18 protein-coding genes and 1 other annotated feature are annotated in these 19,977 nt (G+C 44.9%); of the genes, 6 read left to right on the forward strand and 12 right to left on the reverse strand.

Translation table 11 applies throughout. The features are described from left to right. The first annotated feature begins 151 nt into the window (after nucleotides 1-151). Entirely contained in the window at nucleotides 152-1,519 is a 1,368-nt protein-coding gene (locus tag QNH15_RS20310; protein WP_283890078.1) for a murein hydrolase activator EnvC family protein, read from the forward strand. A 45-nt stretch (nucleotides 1,520-1,564) separates the two neighbouring features. Here QNH15_RS20310 and QNH15_RS20315 read toward each other — a convergent pair whose 3' ends face one another. After that, nucleotides 1,565-2,335 carry a protein-glutamine gamma-glutamyltransferase gene (locus QNH15_RS20315; RefSeq protein WP_283890080.1) on the reverse strand — a complete coding sequence of 257 codons (771 nt, stop codon included), beginning with the start codon at nucleotides 2,333-2,335 and terminating at the stop codon, nucleotides 1,565-1,567. A gap of 195 nt (nucleotides 2,336-2,530) precedes the next feature. Here QNH15_RS20315 and QNH15_RS20320 point away from each other — a divergent pair, with 195 nt between their 5' ends. Next, nucleotides 2,531-3,373: a hypothetical protein gene (locus tag QNH15_RS20320; RefSeq protein WP_283890082.1), complete on the forward strand. Its 843-nt coding sequence runs from the start codon at nucleotides 2,531-2,533 to the stop codon at nucleotides 3,371-3,373. Nucleotides 3,374-3,611: 238 nt separating this feature from the next. Here QNH15_RS20320 and QNH15_RS20325 read toward each other — a convergent pair whose 3' ends face one another. The 3 genes from QNH15_RS20325 to QNH15_RS20335 form a co-directional block, all read right to left on the reverse strand. Further along, the gene (locus tag QNH15_RS20325) at nucleotides 3,612-3,929 is read right to left on the reverse strand and encodes a nuclease-related domain-containing protein (protein ID WP_283890084.1); all 318 of its coding nucleotides are present in this window, start codon (nucleotides 3,927-3,929) and stop codon (nucleotides 3,612-3,614) included. Between the two features lie 283 nt (nucleotides 3,930-4,212). Further along, entirely contained in the window at nucleotides 4,213-5,580 is a 1,368-nt protein-coding gene (locus QNH15_RS20330; RefSeq protein ID WP_283890086.1) for a sigma-54 interaction domain-containing protein, read from the reverse strand. Nucleotides 5,581-5,644: 64 nt separating this feature from the next. Further along, nucleotides 5,645-7,276 (reverse strand): long-chain fatty acid--CoA ligase, encoded by a 1,632-nt coding sequence (locus QNH15_RS20335; RefSeq protein WP_283895679.1) that lies wholly within the window; start codon nucleotides 7,274-7,276, stop codon nucleotides 5,645-5,647. Between the two features lie 195 nt (nucleotides 7,277-7,471). Between QNH15_RS20335 and QNH15_RS20340 the strand changes: the two genes are divergently transcribed. Further along, complete coding sequence (locus QNH15_RS20340; RefSeq protein WP_164988987.1) at nucleotides 7,472-7,630, forward strand: hypothetical protein; 159 nt, start codon at nucleotides 7,472-7,474, stop codon at nucleotides 7,628-7,630. Nucleotides 7,631-7,679: 49 nt separating this feature from the next. On the opposite strand, the gene QNH15_RS20345 is transcribed toward QNH15_RS20340, so the two are convergent. The 3 genes from QNH15_RS20345 to QNH15_RS20355 form a co-directional block, all read right to left on the reverse strand. Then, complete coding sequence (locus tag QNH15_RS20345) at nucleotides 7,680-8,771, reverse strand: low temperature requirement protein A (protein WP_283890089.1); 1,092 nt, start codon at nucleotides 8,769-8,771, stop codon at nucleotides 7,680-7,682. A 49-nt stretch (nucleotides 8,772-8,820) separates the two neighbouring features. Next, on the reverse strand, nucleotides 8,821-9,576 hold the full coding sequence (locus QNH15_RS20350; protein ID WP_283890090.1) for a DUF4931 domain-containing protein: 756 nt from the start codon (nucleotides 9,574-9,576) through the stop codon (nucleotides 8,821-8,823). A gap of 76 nt (nucleotides 9,577-9,652) precedes the next feature. Then, nucleotides 9,653-11,680 carry a penicillin-binding transpeptidase domain-containing protein gene (locus QNH15_RS20355; protein ID WP_283890092.1) on the reverse strand — a complete coding sequence of 676 codons (2,028 nt, stop codon included), beginning with the start codon at nucleotides 11,678-11,680 and terminating at the stop codon, nucleotides 9,653-9,655. Nucleotides 11,681-11,918: 238 nt separating this feature from the next. Between QNH15_RS20355 and QNH15_RS20360 the strand changes: the two genes are divergently transcribed. Continuing rightward, entirely contained in the window at nucleotides 11,919-12,062 is a 144-nt protein-coding gene (locus tag QNH15_RS20360) for a hypothetical protein (protein WP_170834340.1), read from the forward strand. Here the strand turns inward: QNH15_RS20360 and QNH15_RS20365 are convergent. The 5 genes from QNH15_RS20365 to QNH15_RS20385 all read right to left on the reverse strand — a co-directional run bounded on the left by QNH15_RS20365 (nucleotide 12,046) and on the right by QNH15_RS20385 (nucleotide 17,141). Then, entirely contained in the window at nucleotides 12,046-13,842 is a 1,797-nt protein-coding gene (locus tag QNH15_RS20365; RefSeq protein WP_283890095.1) for an IS1182 family transposase, read from the reverse strand. The two genes, QNH15_RS20360 and QNH15_RS20365, sit on opposite strands and share 17 nt — an antisense overlap. 160 nt (nucleotides 13,843-14,002) lie before the next feature. Then, nucleotides 14,003-14,899 carry an aldo/keto reductase gene (locus QNH15_RS20370; protein WP_283890096.1) on the reverse strand — a complete coding sequence of 299 codons (897 nt, stop codon included), beginning with the start codon at nucleotides 14,897-14,899 and terminating at the stop codon, nucleotides 14,003-14,005. A 44-nt stretch (nucleotides 14,900-14,943) separates the two neighbouring features. Further along, nucleotides 14,944-15,555 carry a flavin reductase family protein gene (locus QNH15_RS20375; RefSeq protein WP_283890098.1) on the reverse strand — a complete coding sequence of 204 codons (612 nt, stop codon included), beginning with the start codon at nucleotides 15,553-15,555 and terminating at the stop codon, nucleotides 14,944-14,946. Nucleotides 15,556-15,582: 27 nt separating this feature from the next. Then, a complete protein-coding gene (locus QNH15_RS20380; protein WP_061972942.1) occupies nucleotides 15,583-16,191 on the reverse strand; it encodes an alpha/beta hydrolase in 609 nt (202 codons plus the stop codon). After that, nucleotides 16,191-17,141: a ring-cleaving dioxygenase gene (locus QNH15_RS20385; protein ID WP_283890100.1), complete on the reverse strand. Its 951-nt coding sequence runs from the start codon at nucleotides 17,139-17,141 to the stop codon at nucleotides 16,191-16,193. Before QNH15_RS20385 ends, QNH15_RS20380 begins: the two co-directional genes overlap by 1 nt. Nucleotides 17,142-17,432: 291 nt before the next feature. Here QNH15_RS20385 and QNH15_RS20390 point away from each other — a divergent pair, with 291 nt between their 5' ends. Together QNH15_RS20390 and QNH15_RS20395 are read left to right on the forward strand one after the other, a co-directional pair. Next, entirely contained in the window at nucleotides 17,433-18,899 is a 1,467-nt protein-coding gene (locus tag QNH15_RS20390; RefSeq protein ID WP_283890102.1) for an NAD(P)/FAD-dependent oxidoreductase, read from the forward strand. Nucleotides 18,900-19,004: 105 nt separating this feature from the next. Continuing rightward, nucleotides 19,005-19,679: an SOS response-associated peptidase gene (locus QNH15_RS20395; RefSeq protein WP_283890104.1), complete on the forward strand. Its 675-nt coding sequence runs from the start codon at nucleotides 19,005-19,007 to the stop codon at nucleotides 19,677-19,679. A 36-nt stretch (nucleotides 19,680-19,715) separates the two neighbouring features. Next, nucleotides 19,716-19,965, forward strand: a binding site (T-box leader). Nucleotides 19,966-19,977 lie beyond the last annotated feature (12 nt).

Below are 19,977 nucleotides of genomic sequence, written 5' to 3' on the forward strand. Positions count from 1 at the left end.
TATCCAAGTTAATGTCAAATTACAACGATTGCTGTAACATTATGAAATACAAATGTAATATTATTTCACGAAAACTTGTCGATTTTAAATGCTATAATAATCTCTGTGATTAATAGACTGGTAACATTTGCACGAAAAGGGGGACTTATTGTTGAAGAGGAAGATTTTAACTGCAGCATTAACAATTAGTATTGGACTATCCGGATTTACATACACATCAGCATCTGCAGAAACGCTGAAAGATGTTCAACAAAAGCAAGCCGAAAACCATGCGGAACAAGCCAAGAAAAACAAGCAGGTTAAAAAAGTACAGGGTGAACAGGACCAGCTCCTGAAGGAATTGGATAAACTCCAAGCGTCGTTAAAAAAGACAGCTGACGATATTCAAACCAAAAAAGATGAGATCGCTCAAACAAAAGCGGACATCGAAAAATTGAAAAGTGAAATTGCAGAACTTGAAAAACGCATTAAAGCACGTGATGCCTTACTGAAAGAGCGTGTTCGCAATATGTACGAAACAGGCGGCGCTGTAAAATACATAGAAGTGCTGCTTGGTTCACAGGGATTCGGTGATTTCCTTGACCGCATGATCAGCTTGAACATCATTGCGGAGCAGGATAAAACGATTCTGGAAGAACATAAGCGTGACAAGGAGGCAGTTGAACAAAAAAAGCAGCAGGTGGAGTCAAAGCTTTCTTCACTGAACGGCCAATTAGATGAGCTGAATTCATTGAACGGCCAGCTGAAGGATCAAAAAAGCAAGAAAAATAAGATCATGAAGCAGCTTCGCAGCGAAGAAAACCACCTTCATGATGATATCGGCCAGCTTGAAGAGAAAGATGCTCTTCTTGCCGACCAGGAAAAAGCGATCAAAGCAGAAATTGCACGAGCGAAAAAAGAAGCAGCAGAGCGTGCCCGTCGTGAGGCGGCAGCTAAAGCGGCTGCGGCTAAAGCAGCAAAAGAAGCAGCAGCAAGAGAAGCCGCCCAAAAAGCAGCGGCTGAACGTGCAGCAAAGGAAAAAGCAAGCCAACCGGCTCATGAATCTGCGCCAGCACCAGCACCAGCAAAACCTGCTCCAAAGCCTGAGCCAAAACCCGAGCCATCATACACACCGCCTAGTTCATCCGGAAAGTTCATCTTCCCGTCAGCAGGTGTTGTTACTTCACAGCTTGGTTCAAGATGGAACAAGTTCCATGCAGGCATTGACATCGCAGCTGGAGGTATTGTTCCAATCCATGCAGCGGCATCCGGAACGGTAATCCGCTCCTACACCTCATCTTCATACGGAAATGTGGTTTTTCTGTCCCATTATATTGATGGACAGCTTTACACGACTGTTTACGCGCACATGAGAGACCGCGCAGTAAGCACCGGCCAGACGGTTTCCCAGGGACAAACTCTTGGACACATGGGCAGCACTGGCCACTCCACTGGACAGCATCTTCATTTCGAGCTCCATAAAGGACCTTGGAACGTTGGTAAAACCAACGCGGTTAACCCGCTTCCTTACATTCAATAAAAGACCAGTAAAAACCACCCGGTTATCATTTGCCGGGTGGTTTTTTTATACAAGCAGACGCCGAAGCGGATGTCCTGTGTATTCAGCCATTCTTCTAAAGTTCGGACGGATGATCTGCGCGGTCAAAAAAGCCGACGTCGTGGCTCCCGGACGCCTACGCTGGTTTAGAACTTCAATGAATTCACCGAGCATTCCCACCCCGATGCCATGACCGAAAAACATCCCATTTCCTAAATCAATCAAATTCTCGCCCTGCCATTGAGGAGTCGCAGGATGAAACTCGGGATTTTGAATATAGCGAATGTCCCCGGCCAAGGACTCCCCGCTCATCACGGCAGTCAGCTGAAGGTCCTCATCATGTTCAGTGCTCCACAACAACAATCCCCGAAACAGCTGATTAAAGGTTGTCGGCCCAATCGTCTCCAGCAACCCTTTATAGAGGATAATCATCATAGAGGTGGTACATTCGAAGGCATATTTACGTCCATTAACAAAAATATCGGTAATCGCATCCGCCGGTGTGACATCCGGACGGATCAGAAATCCACCATAGGCCGTTAAAATCCAGAAATTCCGGTTCGCTCTTGCTGTTTGAAACGTCGCAAAACGCGCTCCGCTATCCTTCAGCGCATAAGCGGATGAAACAATGTTTGCACGATACGTGATTTCGAATTGAAGCTGCCTGGAACTATCATAAAAAAAGGATTCCCTGCTGTTCAGCAGTCGTACCGCAGTTGCACGCTGGGCCTCAGAAAATTGTCCGAATCCCGGTATATCTTCTATTGTGTTCAGTTGCTTCCCTTTTATATAAACCACCGTTAGCCCCCCTGTTCCCACAGGATAATATACAAGATATGGGATAAGGAGAAGAAAGGTGATTACTTGGCCCAATGTGATAAGCCCGAAATCTTAAAATGTGGCACTTTGCCATTAGGAACGGGAAAAAACACGGTTATTTTTAGAGATCCTTGAGATATTAAAAAAGATACTAATTTCAAGGAGTTAAAAGACATGTACAGCCGACAAATCCGCATTACTTTTCTTTTTGTTCTTATCCTAATGATCCTCCCCTGCCATGCAGCAGAAGCAAGCGAATTTCCTTTTACCGTCTATCCTGTACCCGAAAAAGGAACCATTTTAAAATGGCAAAAAGTGAACCGGATTTTGCCAACCGGAAAAAAATTCAAGGTCATTGACCTGGAAACCGGCTTTTATTTTTCTGTACAGCGTCGTGCCGGGAACAAACACGCCGACGTCCAGCCATTGACCTATAAAGACACTGCTGTCCTAAAGCACCTTTATAACGGGAAATGGAGCTGGCGCCGGCGGGCCATCCTCATACCGGTTAAGGGGAAAATGCTGGCCGCTTCCATGCATGGCATGCCCCACGGAGCAGGAGCGCTTAAAAACGGCTTTCCGGGCCATTTTTGCATTCATTTCGCCGGAAGCACCACACATAAAACGCGTAATGCTGATCCCTCCCATAAGCTGATGATCTTAAAAGCAGGGGGAAAACTTGAAGATTACGCGCATCATGCCAACCCCCATCAGGTTGTTCAAATGTACTTATTGTCACTCAAAGAGAATGATCCGGATTTGATGAAACCGGTTCTTCCTGAAAAAGGAGTGGAACGCAAAAAGCTTTTGAAAGCGGGTAAAGGCGTAACCGCCGTCCATTATGATATTCAGGGGAAAGAATCCAAAAAACATCGCACATTCAAAACTGTTATTCCCGTTAAAACGGTGATTTACAGAGAAAATGAAGGTGTGGAAAAGACGCTGATTAACATCACAGTTGCACGGCTGACACCATGGTCCGCCTGGAAAATCAGCAAAGTGGATTGGGGGAGATGAGGGTTACTCAGGAAAGGCTAAGAAGTATTTTCGGTTTTTGAAGGAGCCTGATTCTTGCAGTTTAAGAGATCTCAGCATTTTGCTGGCTATGGAAGAGGAAGGTACAAGAAGAAAATGTCTGAATTGGCTGTTGCTAATGGAGTTTCCGAAGAGAAGATAATAATCATGCAAAGCTTTCAGGTGGGCTGTTTTTGAAGAAGTAAGCAATGAGGACAATTCCAATTTCCCTGAAGCCGCTTCATGGGTAAAAATCCTCTTCCTGAGCGTGCTCATTAATCCGGATTAGCTGATTGAAGTCCATATCAAAAACAAGGGTGCCTGTAATATTTTTCACTTCAAGAACAAGTAAAAAATGGGGTGTAACAATAACGGTATCCAACTGAAAATGATAAACACCATCCGATAACAGGAGATCATGAAGAATGGCACACTTTTTATCGGCTAAAAAGCTTAATGAATAGTCAAGTGATTCTTCCCCTCTAAAACCAGCCATATGTTTAGCGAAACTGCTCTCAATGTCTTTCTGTTTTGGATGATCGTGAGGCAATCTTCTCAATAAAACACCTAATTTTTGAATAATAAGTGGAACTTTACGCTCTTTTAGGATCAAAAATGTCCCATTCCTTTCTAATTTTCATGACTCAGGGGACTTTGATAAGTAAAAATCCCTGTTTGAGCTACCAAAAAGTAAAATACAAGCGTGTTTGAATGATTTACTGTCTGTTTTGGACAAATTACTGGCCGAAATTGAAAACTTACTGGCCAAAACCAGATTATGTCAACTGCCGACCACCCGACCTACCAAAAAACCTCAAACCTCCAAAAACCGCTCCACCCCCTCACTCCACTCCATACTTCTTCAGCTTGTCATACAAACTGGTCTTGCCGATGCCGAGGGTTTTGGCGGTCTTCAGCCGGTCGCCATGGTGCTCCCTTAGCGCAGCCTGCAACACCCGCTTTTCTGTTTCCTCCATGATCTCCTTCAGGCTGCGTTTCCCCAGGGACAGCACGGAAACTTCTTTTAAATAATCAGGAAGGGCGTCTTTTGTGATCCGCTCGCCATGGCACAAATGGACGGCGGCTTCGATGACATTTTCAAGCTCGCGCGCGTTGCCGGGCCAATTGTGGCTGTCAAACAAACCGGCTACATCTTCCTGAAGTCCCAGTATCCGGCGTCCGGAACGCTTATTGATTTTGGCAAGAAAATGCCGGGAGAGTTCTTTAATATCTTCCGGCCGGTCACGCAATGGAGGGATGTTCACCTGAATCACATTGATTCGGTAAAACAAATCCTCCCGAAACCGCTGCTCCTCTACCATTTTCTCCAGCGGTTTATTGGTGGCCGCGATCACACGAACATCCACCTTTACCGGCCTCACACTGCCGACCGCTTCCACTTCACGGTCCTGAAGCACGCGCAGCAACTTCACCTGCATGTGAAGGGGCATATCACCGATTTCATCGAGAAAAATGGTTCCTCCGTCAGCCAGCTGAAATTTACCAAGCTTGCCTCCCCTTTTGGCACCGGTAAAAGCTCCTTCCTCGTAACCGAACAGCTCCGATTCCAAAAGATGTTCCGGGATGGCACCGCAATTGACCTTGATGAAAGGCTTATTTGAGCGTTCACTTAATTGATGGATGCTGTGGGCAAACAGTTCCTTGCCTGTCCCGCTTTCACCCCGAATCAGCACTGAAACGTCACTTGCCGCTACTTTTTTGATCCGCTCTTTTAAAACCTTAACCTCGGATGAAGAGCCTACAATATCATGGAGAGAATATTTCGCACCGGTATTCTCCTCCTGAACACTGCGGTAATATTCCAGTTCCGTTAACAGGTTTTTGATATGGGAGTTCATGGTCCGCCACTCTTCAGTATCTCTGAAGGTAACGGTTCCGACGGCACCAACGACCTTGCCGGCCTGACGGATGGGAAGGCGATCCGCGATCATATAATTGCCTTCAATGAACTGCAAATCGGCAATCTCCTCTTTTCCAGTCCTGGCCACTATATGCATTCTCGTATTTTCAATCACATCGGTCACATGCCTGCCGACCGATTCTTGCTGATCCACTTTAATAAAATCGCAATACGCCTGATTTAAATAGGTAATGATGCCGTTAATGTCAACAACAACCACGCAATGAAAGGCATTATCAATAATCGTTTTCAGGAGTTCATCTTTAAACTGAAGTTCTGTAATTAACACGTCTGACACCTCTACTCTTTCATGTAGAAGCTGCCTTTGCTAAAAGCAGAGGCAGCCTGATGGTTTATTTCGTCTCTACTGTACCTTCACTTGCATAATGATCACGAACCTGATCTCTGAGGGCGCGTTTTAAAAACTTGCCGACCGATGTTTTTGGAATTTCATCCATAAACAAAACATCGTCCGGGATCCACCATTTGGCAAACTGCGGTTTTAAATACTCTTTGATGTCTTCCTTAGTGACCGTGCTACGGGCTCCTTCCTTCAACACCACACAGGCGATCGGCCGCTCCTGCCACTCTGGATCAGGAACCGCGACCACGCAAGCCTCGAATATATCATTATGAGCGATGAGAGCGTTTTCAAGATCAACAGATGAAATCCACTCTCCCCCGCTCTTGATCAAATCTTTCGTGCGGTCCACAATTTTTATTGTCCCTTCCTCATCCACTGTGACAACATCACCGGTATGAAGCCAGCCGTCTTCAAAGGCGGAAGGTTGCGCTTCACCGTAATATTCATCAGCGATCCAGTTGCCCCGAAGAAGAAGCTCTCCCATTTCATTGCCATCCCATTTGACATCTCCATTTGCGCCTTTTACCTTCATTTCCACGCCCGGTACCAGGTATCCCTGCTTTGCCCGGATATTCAGCTTTTCTTCGTCGCTGAAATCCTGCTGGTAGCTTTTAATTCGGGAAAAAACCACAAGGGGACTGGTTTCTGTCATGCCATATGCGTGTGCAAACGGAATGTCATGCCTGGATTCAAATGCCTGGATCAGCCCTTTAGGTGCAGCTGAACCCCCGCATAAAATATAGCGAAGACTGCTTGTATCATAATCCCCTTCATCAAGCACTTTCAGCAATCCGAGCCAAATCGTCGGCACTCCTGCAGTAATGGTGACGTGCTCCTGTTCAATCAGTTCCGCAAGAAGCTTTGGAGTAAACTGTGGCCCCGGAAGTACTTGGGTGGTCCCGAACCAGACGGCCGCAAACGGAAGACCCCAGGCGTTCACATGAAACATTGGAACGACAGGCATACAGATATCGGATTCTGAAACACTTCCTCCATCCACATGGCCGAGTGCCATACTGTGAAGAACGATCCCCCGATGGGAATAGACAACACCCTTTGGATTTCCTGTGGTGGCAGATGTATAGCACATGCCCGCCGGTTCATTTTCATCAATATCCGGATTAAAAGCAAAGTTCGGATCACCTTCATCGAGCAGGGCTTCATAATGATAAAGCGGCTCTAATGGGGAATCAGGCAGTTCTGGCTCATCGGTCATCAGGATGAACGATTGAACACCTGTAATCTCTTCCCTGATCCCTTCAATCAGCGGTAATATATCCTGATCAATCAAAAGCACTTTGTCTTTTGCATGATTGATGATATAAGCAATATGAGCAGGTGACAAGCGAATATTGATCGTATGAAGAACAGCTTCTGCTCCCGGAATCCCGAAATAAGCTTCGAGATGTCGGTGATGGTTCCAGGCCAGTGTTCCTACCTTATCTCCCTTTTGGACCCCTTTTTTTTTCAGCGCACTGCTCAGCCGCCTTGTCCGATTGGCGATTTCACGGTACGTAAACGTTCGAATACCAGAAGCCGTCCGGCTGACTACCGTTTTTTTAGGGAAAAACATTTCGGCATGCTCCATCATCGCTGTAACACGTAAAGGCACATTCATCATCATTGATTACCTCCCCTGGATTGATAAAAATGTAAAACCATTGCGGTTGTGCATCCTCATTTGTACCTAGATTACTACTTCACCACAGGCGTTAAAATCCCTTGTTTTCCCTAAAGAAAAGGATCGGATGGGAGTAATTTCCTAATTACAGGGGATACTTCGAATACTAGGCAAATAGAAAGGAGGAACAGCACCATGAAAAAGGAACGCAAAGACGAACCCACTGTTGCACCCGGAATGAATGACGCAGAGGAATTGAATCAAGAGGCAACTGAAGAAGAGATTGAAAACGGAGAGTTTACCGAAGTAACCACCATGTCATGGGATGAAGTCGATCCCAGCGGGTCAGAGTAAAAAGCAAAAAGGCGCTATGTAAAAAATGCACAGCGCCTTTTTTATATGATCACCTTGTGGTTAATACAGCATAAAGGATAAAAAACAGAGCCAGTTCACCAATAATCAAGATATTTGGGGTTAAAACAATAAGATTAATGATTAAGAAAGCAACAAGAACTCCTAAAAAAAGCCCAAGATGATGGTAGCCTAAACGATCTTTTTCATACCTGTATTGATGAAAGACAAGAGTGGTAGCCACAAAGTAAACGAATACAGAACCAAATACAAAATACACGATGAATGAATAGTCGACTTCGTGCAGAAACAACAGCTGTATGGAAGCAGCAATCATACTCAACGACATTAAAATTAACAAATGGCCGTATATGATGGTTTGCCCCGCGGTTTGAATTTCCTTGTTCACTTTCTTTTCCACGTTGTCAAAATACTGCCACCACATGGCGATGATCAGGATGAAAGAAAGAATGGAAAATGAGATAGAGTTCCAATCCCCTTTTTGCGGCTGCATCACGGCCAGCGTACTGACCACCGTTTCTCCAAAGAGAATTAAGGTTAATAAAGCAAACCGTTCCAACAAATGAGCAGTATGTGGCGGGCCTTTTACAAGATAACGGCGCCCCACGATGGGCATCAGCATATCAATAACAATGCCTGCATACAGTACCGCATAGCGAAACCAGGAATCAAAGAAAAGGGATAGGGAGGACACAGCAATGCCGATCCAAAAGGTTCTGCCCAAATACCAGGCAACACGCTTTACATCTCCCTTTTCCACATCCTGAACCACCAGATACTGAATGGCCGTTAATCCTCTAAGGCCCAAATAGCCGATCAGAAATGAAAGATAATAATGATTAAAATCTACAGACAGACTCGAGATCATGGTCAATACGAACACCATTTGAAGAATCATAAACAGGCGCTGATACGAAGAGTCTTCACCAAACCGGTTAATGAACATGGTCTGCCCGGTCCATGCCCACCAAATAGGAACAAACATCAATACAAATTTCACAAGATATTCAGTATGAATATAACCCTCTTCTACATGCAGTATCGCATGTGTTGCCTTGGCTACTGCTGCTACAAACAACAAATCGTAAAAGAGTTCCAGCCAAGTTACTTTTTTCTCCTCCAAATTCCCCTTTCCCCTTCCCGTCTACCCTGCAAAATATGTAATTACTGTCCTATAAATAGAGCGATTTGATCTTTTCTGCGACTGCATCAATATTGCTTGCGACTTGCGGGAAGGAATAACCGACATACAGCGGGGAAGCGGCAAAGCGCGGCACCACTTTTGCGATGATGGTCTCATCCATCCGGTAAAAGAAAAGGTTGTAGCTGCTGCAGTTTTTATTAAAATGATTCAACAGGAAGTGTGTGGACAACTGAATGTAATCCGCCAGTTCCTTTGTTTTTCCCCGGTCTTTCATAAGAATATTCAGCTCATAAAACCCCATTTTTGGTTTGGTGGATATGTTAAATTCAATACCATATTGCTGGTCAATGGGTAAGCCCTCAAACTGAGAGGCACTGATGTTTTCATGGTAATCCGCTTCCTTGAAGCCAATAATCTGCATATGCGGGTGGCGAAGTGTTCCTCCCGAGAACGGCCCATGGTTTTTAAAAAAGATAACGGATTTGTAATCCCCGCTTTCAATTGTTTTTTCCCATGCTTGAAGGCCAAAGTCAATCAATGTGTAGAGATGGTCTTTGCTGTACTCGGAAAGCTCCGAAAAACAATCCTTCGTTTCAATCAAAACGGTTTGAAAGGCATCGGCCAGCACAGGATACTTGTTCTTCAGCCAAATGATATCTCCCTTTTCTTCCAGGATATCTGTAAGGCTTTCTCGATCACAAAACGGGCACTTGGTTGCCGTATTCCTGATGCTTTCCGGTTTTTGTGTGCCAATATTCATATTAAAAAGTAGAGGAGTTTGCATGAAGATCACCCTTTGTTTAATGAATAAAGAAAATATACTTACTATCTTTCTTCCCTTAGGCAGGAAAAACCTCTTCTTAGCGAAGAGGCTTTTCTTTCATATACGATTTAAATGTATTTTTGACTTTCGGCACAACATAGTGGCTGCCGCCTTTATCCTGAACACCTTCGATCATCATGGAAATCAGAAGGCTCGGATCTTTTTGATTGAATGCCACGAAGTAGCCGTTTTCCTTACCTTTTTCACCAATCTTGGACTTCAATTCGGCGGTGCCCGTCTTGCCGGCAAGAACTAAATTCTTCAAAGGCGGCTTATAGCCGGTCCCTCTCTTGTCCTCCACCACCTTCACAAGATCACTCCGGATTCTTGAAGCCGTTTCAGGCGAGATTACATTTTTCTTCCAGATTTTTTGTTCAGGCTTGTCTTCTTTCTCCAATTTTGGAGCGATCAAGTTGCCATTGTTGATAAATGGTGTATAGGAGAGCCCGAGGTGCAAAATGTTCATTTCCACTCTGCCCTGCCCGTAACCTGTATCAGCAAGCATGCCTTCTGAATTGATATCATCCTCTGTCAGTGAAGAATTTTCAAAGTCCAGTTCAAATGGTATATCTTCATTAAATCCAAACTTTTCTGCGCCCTTTACCATATCGTCTTTTCCAATGGCCAGTGCGGTTTGAGCAAAATAAATGTTATCGGAATACATCAACGCCTTCTCCAGATCGACGGATGGCACTGTTGCCACGCGGGTTACAAACTTCTTGTCCCAGCCCTTTTTCTGCCACTTTTTGCCCGATATCTGAACTTCCTTATTCGGATCCAGCTTGTTGGTTTCAAGGCCGATGGATGCTGTAATCGGCTTGAAGGCAGAGCCAGGTGCGTAGGTATAGGCGAAACGGTTTAACATCGGCTGCTTCGGATCTTTTTCCAGGCTTTGATATTTCGACGAGGAAATGCCAAGAACAAAATCATTCGGATCAAATCCAGGACTGTTTACAAGCGCTAGGACTTCTCCGGTTTTTGGATTGATGGCAGAAGCGGTGCCGACATCCTTTTTCATTTGATTGTACAGATCCGACTGAAGATACATATCAATGTTCAAGGTTACCGATTTTCCGTCAACTGCTTCTTTTTCGGCCACTTTACTTTTTTCATTTTCCGCCGAATCAACAATACGGATGACACCGCCGTTTGTTCCGCGAAGCTGTTTCTCATAAAACTTTTCAAGTCCTCTTCTTCCGATCACGTCGGTAGATTCATAGCCTTGAGATTGCAGTTTTTTAAGCTCATCGGCTTTGATCGGCTGAACGAATCCGGTAAGATGGGACGCGGCTTCCTTATAAGGGTAAACCCTTGTCTCTATCGATTGAGTGGAAACCCCTTTAATTTTCTCCACCTTTTTCAGGCGCGGATCATCTTCAGCAATGGTTTTAACAGGAACAAAGAAACCAGGCTGGACCCATGAAGCATTCAGGGCATTATCAATGGTTTTCTTATCGATTCCAAGCACTTTTGCGAGTTCTTCTTTGCTGGCCTCTTTGTTATCAGGAAGGTTCTGCGGAACAATTCCGACCTGGTAAGCCATCCCGTTAACGGCAAGTCCATTGCCGTTGCGGTCGAGAATTTCTCCACGTTTTGCTTTATTGGTCTGTACTCTCACCTTATCCCCCTTCTCCATTCCCGGGAAGATCTGTGAGTAGTCCCAATTAATGTACCAGTTTTTCTTGTCGTTTTTTTCCTGTTCCTTCATTTTTATCTTGTGCTTATAGTTTACAGGGCCAGCTACTGTATCCATTTTCACGTTGTATGTATACGTAATGTTTCCATTTTTATCAGGTTCCGGCTCTTCTTTTGGAATTACTGGCTTAATCGAAATCTTTTGAGCGTTGATTCCTCCGTAAATCGCAGAATACTTTTTTACAAAGTCATCCTTTTTGATGGCTTTCTTACTGCTGTCAGACAGCATATCGTACATCTTATCGAAGTTCATAGACTGCCAGTTTTTCATATAATCTTTAATTCTGGGCTCGGGATTGGGACTGTCGGAACACCCGGCAATCACCATGAGCAGCAACGCGATCAACATTATACCTAATCTCTGTTTCACTTCCACTTTCCCTCCTGGCTTTTCACTCTCTTTTTCTATTTTAATCCATTTATAAGGATAATCGTAGCGATAACCCTTTTTTTCTCATTTCATCATCCACTATGCTACCACAATTCCGGTGAAAATCTGCAATTTCTGTCGAATACGAGGTTAAAAACATGTCGTTTCGGGAAAATTCAAAGTAATCAATTACACGATTTCTTTTAAAAAAATCCCTTACAAAAAGAGGTGCATTTTCATGAACAGCGGTAATTGGTATGTGAAGAAACGTTCGGCATACAAGACATGGAAGGAAAGGCTGGATAGGGAAATGACCTTTCAGCAGTCCCTGATTTACGGAATTCCCACCATTGTTATGATCGGGTTTATTTTTCTAAAATAAAGCAAGGGGCTGTCCAATAAGTCCCTAAAATGAAAGCAGGACGGAAAAACGATAAGTTTTTCCGTCCTGCTTTTTTTGGTTGTTCTTTTTTCCTGAAAGTAGTCAGGCGAATGCCTGCTACTTTCAGGAGGTTGTGGGCCAATGCCACGATTCCAAACTCTACATGTACCTTGTCCAGTCCCCGCAACGACCACCTGCGGAACGACCGATTGCCCTTGATGTGGCCAAAGACGCTTTCCACTTCGACTTTACGTCGGGCATAGATCGCGGCTTTTTCCTCACATTCAAGGGCTGCTTTTGCTTTGGCCTTCATTTCTTCATAGATCGTGTTCCAATGCACCTGGCGGTTCCCTTTCGCTTTGGTGCACTTGGTTTTAAACGGGCAATCCGTACAATCTTCGCATTCATAAATCTTGAAACTTTGTTCCAGACCGGATCGGTTCTTTTTCTTCAGATATTTCTTAAACGGTACCCTTCTGCCATTGGGACAGATAAACCAATCATCGAGTTCCTCATATACCCAGTTCTTTGCGTTTTTGATCTCGTTTTTATAGCTTCGGGTTTGTTCCTTCAAATAGCTTCCATAGGGAATCAGAAAATCAAATCGCGGTTCTGTTTCTTCTCCGACCGCAAACAAATAGTTCTCTTCGCTGCCATAACCGGCATCCGCAATCACGGTTTTCGGCATCGGTAAAGAAGACGCGGCCAGTTTCTCAAAATGAGGAATGAAACACCGCGTATCTGTCGGGCGTTGATGAAGGGAATAAAACAAAACAAATTGGTTCTCGGTCGCCATCTGTACATTGTAGCCGGGTTTCAACTGGCCGTTCTTCATGTGGTCTTCTTTCATGCGCATAAAGGTGGCGTCGGTATCGGTTTTGGAGTAACTGTTCCGGTCTCCAAACCGTTCGTTCTGTTCCTTATATTTGGCTAAACGAGGCAAGAAATCGTGACGAATAAGCTTCAAGGGTTTTTTGTAGATACTGCGCTTCTTACGCATCTCTTTGCGTTTTTCGGTATTCGTTTCCTTCTCGATCGCATCCGTCAGGGACGTGACTTCTTCATCGAGAATCGTTGCGGCTTCTTCTAATGGAAGGGAGAGCTCATCGCTGGTTTCATCTCCTTCTGGCAACGCTTCTAATTCAGTGAGGCGGTTGATGTGGTGCAGCGTTTCTTGAATTTTCTCTTTCAACTTCGCTTCATGTTTCACGGTGGATTTTTTCCACACGAAAGAATACTTATTGGCATCGGCTTCGATCTTTGTACCATCCAAAAAGTAGTGATCCATCGTAATATACTCGTCCTGGATGAGTTGCCTGATCATGGTTTCAAACAGTTCATCCATCAAGGCTTTCATCCGTTGGCCGCGAAAGTCGTTCAACGTTCGGAAATCGGGCTTCTGCATGGCTGCGAGCCACATGGCCGGAAGATTTTCCTGAAGCAGCTTTTCAATTCCGCGACACGAATAGACCTTCTGTGAATACCCATAGAGGAGGACTTTCACCATCATTTTTGGGTGATATGAGCTCCGTCCACCGCCGGAGTAATAAGAAAATAGCCGGTCATCAGGAATGCCCTCCACCATCTCATCAATTACACGTGCCACATGGTGGGCTGGAATCCATTCCTGCAGATCAAAGATCATTTGAACTTGTTGGTTATCGTACGGTTTGAAGGTGGGAGCTAATTTTCGTTTAGTAGAAGAACTTTCTTGGATTCCCCCTAGAGGAAGGCTCGTTTGCGTGGTATAATTTTCAGTAGTAATCGTAAGATTGCGCATAAAAAATCGTCCTTTCTTTTCGTGAAGATGTTGGTGTGGTAACTTTCATTTTACTAAAGAGGACGATTTTTTTGTGTACTTTTTATAGTATTTTAAAAAAAGGCTGCCAGAAAGTCAGTTTACACTGACTTTCTGGACAGCCCCTTGTTTTTGGTTTTCTTTATACTTGGCCAACCCAATTTTCTTGAGATTGTTTTCTCCATTCGTTGCGGATGGCGTCATATTCATCTTTCGGCAGTGCCCCTTTTGCAAGCAGCTGTGCGTTTTTGGTCCAGCGCTCCGGATTCTGGGTTCCAACAATTGCTGTATGAACACCAGGAGTGCTTAATGTAAAACGAAGAGCTTTCTCCACAGAGGCAGTAAGTTCATTGTCCAGAAAATCATATTGCAGATGCTGCAGGCGCTCCCAATACTCCTGAATGTATTCATTGTCCGGCTTTTCCCCAGACTTCCAGGCAACATTGGCGATCGGGCGCTTCGCAATCACACCCATTCCCCGCTGCTGCGCTTCTGGAAGCGTCAGTTCTATGGCTTGCTGATCTGCTATGTTCAAGGAGGTTTCAAACACATCAAAGGCATTGGTTTGAATAGCAAACAAAGCGTCGTCACTATCCCCGCTGTAGCCGATGTAACGGGTTTTACCCTGTTCCTTCGCCCGTTCAAGAACCTCAATGACGTCTCCCTGCTTTAATAGATCCTTTGAGCAGCTGTGCAAAAGAACAACGTCCAGCCGGTCGGTGTTCAAGCGCGTCAGGCTGCGGTCAATGCTCTCTGAAAGCATTTGCGGATCCCAGTCCGGCGCGTCAAATCCAGAGGCATGTCCGCACTTGGTAATCAAGTAGAAGTCGTTCCTTCTGTGAGACATCGTTTTTCCAATCAATTCCTCGCTGTTGCCGTAGCATTCGGCCGTATCGATAAAATTCAGTCCTGCATCGAGCGCACTGCCCAGTAGCCGGTCCACCGTTTCTGCAGTAGCGCCGGAAAATCCGATTTCCGCCCCGCCAAATCCCAATACTGAAACTTCCATGTCCGTTTTTCCAAAAGCTCTTTTTTCCATTAAAGATCCCTCCTGAAAAAATATGCGGCATACGATTCAGCTGGCTATTTCGGCCGTTCTAATGTAAAAACATCACCGAGCCTGGAGTAATTATTGCCTGCCAGACGGCTCACCGGTTTCAAACCAGCTGCATCAATCCGTCCCTCTTCATAGAGCTCATCTTTAATATGGTAGTGGACGATCCGCCCGATCAGCAGATCGCAAGCGGGATTTTCACTTGTTCCGCCAAGGGGGATAGATTGGTCCAGCACACATTCAAGACGGATGTTTGCTTCCCGCAGTCCAGGAACTCCGACAGCCGTACTATCTACCGGGGTAAGGGAAGCGAGCTCCACCTCGCTTTCATCTGGTGGTAGGCTGGCAGCTGTTTTGTTGATGGCTTCCACATAGCTTTCATCGGAAATGTGAACCACGAACTCCCCTGCCTCCATAGCGTTCCTGGCGGTATCCTTTGGATTGCCGTTTGAACGCTGGACAGAAACAGAGATGAGCGGCGGTGATGAACAGACAACATTGAAATAGCTGAAAGGCGCCGCATTCAATATACCCTCTTTTGTTAAGGAAGTAACAAAAGCGACAGGTCTGGGTATGACGCTTCCCGTCAGAAATTTATAGTTTTCCCGGTCAGATAATTGTGATGGATCGATGGATTTCATGAAGGTTCTCCTTCCCCTGGGTCAAATTTAAAAGTAGTATTTTTGAAACCAGGCCGCAGCTCGCTCTGCTTCTGGCTGTGTAAGCTGATGGCCATAATTTTCCCAATGCGTTTCCACTTCGGCTCCTGCCTCTTTCAAAAGGTGTTCCAGCTCTTCAGTTTCCTGGGGCGGGCAGATCGGATCGTTCTTTCCTGCGCCGATAAATACGTTAACTCCGTTTAAGTCGGGAAGTTGAATTCCTCTTAGTGGAACCATTGGATGATGGAGAACAGCTCCGCGCAAACTCTCTTCATAATGGAACAATAAGCTGCCGGCAATGTTAGCGCCGTTGGAGTAACCGACTGCCACCACGTTATTGCGGTCAAATTCATATTTGCCTGCGGCTTCATCCAAAAAATCGTGCAATTCTTTTGTACGGAATTTTAAATCGTCTTCGTCAAACACGCCTTCCGCCAATCGTCTAAAAAAGCGGGGCATGCCATTTTCCAAAACATTTCCTCTTACACTTAAAATGGAAGACTCCGGAGAAATGAGAGAACCAAGAGGAACGAGGTCCTCCTCGTTTCCTCCGGTTCCATGGAGCAATAGCAAAACTGGCGCATCTGCATTGGTTCCTTTATTAAAAATATGCTTCATCATGATTGGTCCTCCTTCAATACGCGGGCATCAGCAGGCAGCAATACCGCTTCAATTTTTTCACGCTCAGGTTCAAGCCACGGCGGGAGAAGCAGATTTTTTCCCATAACATCTTTTGGCTCATCGCGCGCAAATCCGGGAGGATCAGTCGCAATTTCAAAAAGAATACCGCCGGATTCCCTGAAATACACCGCGTTAAAATATTGCCGGTCAATAATGGGAGTGACTTCATAGCCGTTATTTCCCACATGGCTTCTCCATTGCTCGTGGTCTTCGTAATCTGATGCACGCCAGGCAATGTGATGGACGGTACCTGTGCCCATCATTCCTCTTGGTTGTGCAGTTGTTTTCACATCAATAATATTTCCCAAATCAGAAGATGTTCTAAACCGGACATACTCTCCTTCTTCTCCCACTTTTTCCATACCCATTACATCTGTCAGCAAGTTCATCGTTTTATGAGGAGCACCTGACAATAACACAGCGCCGCCAAATCCTTTGATTGCCACATCGGCTGAGACACCGCCAAATGACCATTCACTGTTCTTGCCTTCGCTGCGGCTCACCAATTCAAGATGAAGCCCATGCGGATCTTCAAATGTTAAGTAATGTTCACCATAGCGCTCCGTTTTTTCATAAGGTACGTTAAAGGTGGTCAAACGATTTTCCCAAAAGTCAAGTGAGTTCTCCGGCACGACGAAAGAGGTTACTCCCACTTGCCCTGCTCCCGTTCTTCCGCTATAGGCTCCTGGCCAAGGGAAGAACGTCATGATGGTTCCTGGTGATCCCTCTTCATTTCCAAAATAAAGATGGTATGTGCCTGGGTCATCAAAGTTAACTGTTTTCTTCACGAGTCGTAAACCAAGCACACCTGCGTAAAAATCAACGTTCTCCTGTGGATTGCCTACAATGGCCGTAATATGGTGAATTCCGCTAGTTCTTTTTTCCATCTTACTCTCTCCCTTCATGGGTTTAACTTACTTTATGTAAGTATTGTAACAAATGTAACTTACTAAAGTCAAGCGTCACTCTCCCATTCAACATTGTAAAAATTACTTAAACTCAAACGATAGCTTCTTTACATTAAAATCAAAGATAAAAAAGAAGGTTATTCCAAATATCTGACTAAAAACCGAACATTAATTATAAAAATTTATAAAAAGTTCGTAAAAAATATTGTGTTTATTTTCGGATTTTGCTATAGTTACTAAGGTTGAGACAAACGTGTCTGGAGGTTTTTTATGAATACTACCTATGATGTGATCGTTGTTGGCGCAGGACCGGCCGGAATCTTTGCTTGCTATGAACTGACCCGCAAAATGCCGCATGCCAACATTTTATTGGTTGATAAAGGACATGATATATATTCTAGAAATTGCCCAATTTTGCAGAAGAAAATTCAAAAATGCCCACCTGCTGCCGGAAGAAAAGAATTTGCTGGATGTCTTCCTGCCTGTTCCATTACGAACGGCTTTGGAGGGGCAGGGGCATATTCTGATGGAAAATTTAACATTACAAGCGAATTTGGCGGCTGGATGACAGATTATCTGCCGGAAGAAACGGTTGTTGATCTTATTAAATATGTAGACAGCATTAATCTTGAACACGGGGCGACGGATACCATTACCGACCCATTGACAGCTGAAGTTAAAGATATCGAACGACGCGCGTATGCTGCAGGGTTGAAATTACTTCGCGCACAAGTGCGCCACTTGGGAACAGAACAAAACCTGGAGATCCTGACCAGCATCTATGAATATTTAAAACAAAAGATCAGCATGCGCTATAAAGCAGAAGTGTTGGATCTTGTTACGGAGAAAGTGGATGGCACCCACAAGGCTGTTGGTGTGGAATTAAAGGACGGCACCCTATTGAATGCAGATAAAATTGTGATTGTCCCTGGCCGTGACGGTTCATCCTGGCTGACTAAAATTTTGAAAAAACGCCGTTTGAAAATGGCTGCCAATCAGGTCGATATCGGCGTTCGTGTGGAAACATCCAACGTGGTGATGGAAGAAATCAACACGCATTTGTACGAGGGGAAATTTATTTTCAATACATCGGTCGGAACACGGGTCCGCACCTTCTGCAGCAATCCTTCCGGTCACGTGGTGGTTGAAAACCATTCCGGAATCATGCTTGCCAATGGACATGCTTACAAAGACCCGGCCCTTGGAAGCCCAAATACGAACTTTGCCCTACTCGTTTCCCATAAGTTTGATGATCCGTTTGATGAACCGACTGAATATGCCCACGAAGTTTCAAAGCTGGCGAACCAGTTGTCTTCTGGCGGGCTTGTCGTTCAAAAATACGGAGATATCAAGAAAGGACGACGCTCCACGGAAAAACGGCTGAAAGAAGGATTCCTTAGTCCGACACTAAAAGAAGCCGTACCCGGCGATCTCGGGCTTGTGCTTCCATACAATACGATGAAAAGTTTAATTGAAATGACCGAAGCCCTGAACGAGGTAACACCTGGTATCGCTTCAGAACACACTTTGTTTTACGGAGTGGAAGCCAAGTTCTACTCTGCCCGTCCAAAACTTAATGAGAAATTTGAATCTGAAATTTCCGGTCTGTATGTTGGCGGAGACGGAGCGGGCATTACCCGCGGTCTTGCTCAAGCCAGCGCCTGCGGTGTCTGGATTGCCCGGGATATCGCCGAAAAGCTGGAAACAAAAGAAAAAGATCTTGTGGTTGTTGGATAATGACCGATTAATGGACTCATGGATTTTCATGGGTCTTTTTTGTTTTTGTTAAAAACGAAATGATACGCTAAACTGGAGGTACCACAAATAAAGGAGCTGTTTCTTATGTGCGGCAGATATTCGTTATATGCCGATATGGATTTTATTCAGGAAGAGTTTGATGTTACCATTCCAGGCACGTTGCCTAAACGTTTCAACATTGCACCTTCTCAGGATGTTCTTGTGGTTACCGCAGACGGCGGAAAACGAAAAGCCCACATGTACCGCTGGGGATTGATCCCCTTCTGGGCGAAAGACCCCAAAATCGGTTATAAAATGATCAATGCACGGGCAGAAACAGTCGATGAAAAAACATCCTTCAGAGGTCCGTTAAAAACAAAGCGCTGCCTCGTGATCGCAGACGGATTTTACGAGTGGAAGCGTGAAGACAAGTTAAAGCAGCCGTTTCATATCCGGTTAAAAAGCGGCAAGCCTTTTGCCTTTGCCGGACTTTGGGATCAATGGGACCACAAGGGTGAAATCATCACCTCCTGCACACATATTACAACCATTCCAAATAAGCTTATGGAAGAGATTCATGACCGCATGCCGGTTATTCTCAACCGAGAAGCGCAGGACAGCTGGCTGGATCCCTCGATTCAGGACACCGAGTATTTAAAATCGCTTCTTGTACCCTATGAGAGTGAACATATGGAAGCTTTTGAAGTCTCACCTGTTGTCAATTCACCAAGAAATGATGTAGCAGACTGCATCGTTCCCTTATCAAATATTTCATCTTGATTTTTCTAGTTCCATAATATAACATTAGAACAATCATATTCAGCGTTGAAGAAGAAGAGTAAATATCACGTTGCACTTCAGAGAGCTGGCGGGCGGTGCGAGCCAGTGTGGAAAGGATATTGAATGGGCTTCTGAGCTTTCAAACCGAAACCTGTTGGGAGTAGGCTTTGACGGAAGGGTCTCGCCGTTATAAGGAGACAAGTATTCGGCTTTTGGATACTATTTGAGCGGACTGCTTTTGGGGCGGTTCAATTAAGGTGGCACCACGGGGTAACTCGTCCTTTTACAGGGACGGGTT

Origin of the sequence: Fictibacillus enclensis (assembly GCF_030123385.1) — a bacterium.
Classification (GTDB): domain Bacteria; phylum Bacillota; class Bacilli; order Bacillales; family Fictibacillaceae; genus Fictibacillus_C; species Fictibacillus_C enclensis.

Coding starts and splice junctions, on each gene's coding strand:
- QNH15_RS20320 (WP_283890082.1), top strand. CDS start 2,531: ATGTACAGCCGACAAATCCGCATTACTTTTCTTTTTGTTCTTATCCTA.
- QNH15_RS20335 (WP_283895679.1), bottom strand. CDS start 7,276: ATGATGAATGTGCCTTTACGTGTTACAGCGATGATGGAGCATGCCGAA.
- QNH15_RS20340 (WP_164988987.1), top strand. CDS start 7,472: ATGAAAAAGGAACGCAAAGACGAACCCACTGTTGCACCCGGAATGAAT.
- QNH15_RS20350 (WP_283890090.1), bottom strand. CDS start 9,576: ATGCAAACTCCTCTACTTTTTAATATGAATATTGGCACACAAAAACCG.
- QNH15_RS20360 (WP_170834340.1), top strand. CDS start 11,919: ATGAACAGCGGTAATTGGTATGTGAAGAAACGTTCGGCATACAAGACA.
- QNH15_RS20365 (WP_283890095.1), bottom strand. CDS start 13,842: ATGCGCAATCTTACGATTACTACTGAAAATTATACCACGCAAACGAGC.
- QNH15_RS20370 (WP_283890096.1), bottom strand. CDS start 14,899: ATGGAAAAAAGAGCTTTTGGAAAAACGGACATGGAAGTTTCAGTATTG.
- QNH15_RS20375 (WP_283890098.1), bottom strand. CDS start 15,555: ATGAAATCCATCGATCCATCACAATTATCTGACCGGGAAAACTATAAA.
- QNH15_RS20380 (WP_061972942.1), bottom strand. CDS start 16,191: ATGAAGCATATTTTTAATAAAGGAACCAATGCAGATGCGCCAGTTTTG.
- QNH15_RS20385 (WP_283890100.1), bottom strand. CDS start 17,141: ATGGAAAAAAGAACTAGCGGAATTCACCATATTACGGCCATTGTAGGC.
- QNH15_RS20390 (WP_283890102.1), top strand. CDS start 17,433: ATGAATACTACCTATGATGTGATCGTTGTTGGCGCAGGACCGGCCGGA.
- QNH15_RS20395 (WP_283890104.1), top strand. CDS start 19,005: ATGTGCGGCAGATATTCGTTATATGCCGATATGGATTTTATTCAGGAA.